Annotated in this window: 1 protein-coding gene and 1 pseudogene; one reads left to right on the top strand and one right to left on the bottom strand. The window is 37.6% G+C overall.

Annotated features, from left to right (window positions below; all coding sequences use genetic code 11):
• Positions 1 to 139: 139 nt before the first annotated feature.
• A complete protein-coding gene (locus tag UC75_RS09740; RefSeq protein ID WP_212771772.1) occupies positions 140 to 538 on the bottom strand; it encodes a cation efflux protein, CzcI-like in 399 nt (132 codons plus the stop codon).
• A 158-nt stretch (positions 539 to 696) separates the two neighbouring features.
• On the opposite strand from UC75_RS09740, the pseudogene UC75_RS21000 reads away from it, so the two are divergent.
• Positions 697 to 771 (top strand): annotated as a pseudogene (locus UC75_RS21000) (hypothetical protein); the annotation flags it as partial.

Genomic DNA, 771 nt, shown 5'->3' on the forward strand with positions numbered 1-771 from the left:
TTGTTAAAACCTTTTTTAACGTTATCTTAACGTTACTCTCTAAGTGAGGAGTAGAACTCACTCGAGTTGAAAAAATAGAAGACATGTTTTTGCCCCGCAATAAATAAGAGATGCGGTGGGCTTGTTTTGGCTACCCCACCTATAGCGGGGTTAAAACAGGAGGAGGTTTTAAAGCAGTGAGATGGGGCGACTGGTAAGAATTAGACCAGTGATAAATTTGTGAGAGTTCCTGCACATGCACTACAGGTGTTTCAGCTTGCTTTGCAACTTCAGTCATCACCACATGAAAACATGAAGGCAAATGATCATGATGATCTTGTAAATTTAAAGGTGCTTTATGAGAAATATTTCCGGCATCTTCTTGTTCATTATGAGCTTGATGTGAAGATTGATATACATCTAAAGCTGCGTGATGCCCGAAATGATGCAATGCTTTTTCCTGATTTTCATGCGCACAAAATGCAGCTGCCACATTCCATAAACTCTGGAATATGAGCAAACTAAACAAGACGGACATAAAAATTGCGGAACGTGGCAAAAGCGCACCATTAAACTAAAAAGTTGAACAAAGGCACTATAACAGGCTCTAGGCATGTAATAAAATTACAAAACCTCGATTCATAAATCTCCGTTTTTTTAATTTAGAACTTATCTCACGTTATACGAGACAAAAATAATTTCTTTTGAGTAACCTTTATGTACAAGCTTTTTTCTATATCTATATTAATAATTTGTCTGGGCTTAACGGGCTGCGCGACCAATATGTTGTCC

The sequence above is a fragment of the Acinetobacter sp. V2 genome, from assembly GCF_001188385.1.
GTDB lineage: Bacteria > Pseudomonadota > Gammaproteobacteria > Pseudomonadales > Moraxellaceae > Acinetobacter > Acinetobacter oleivorans.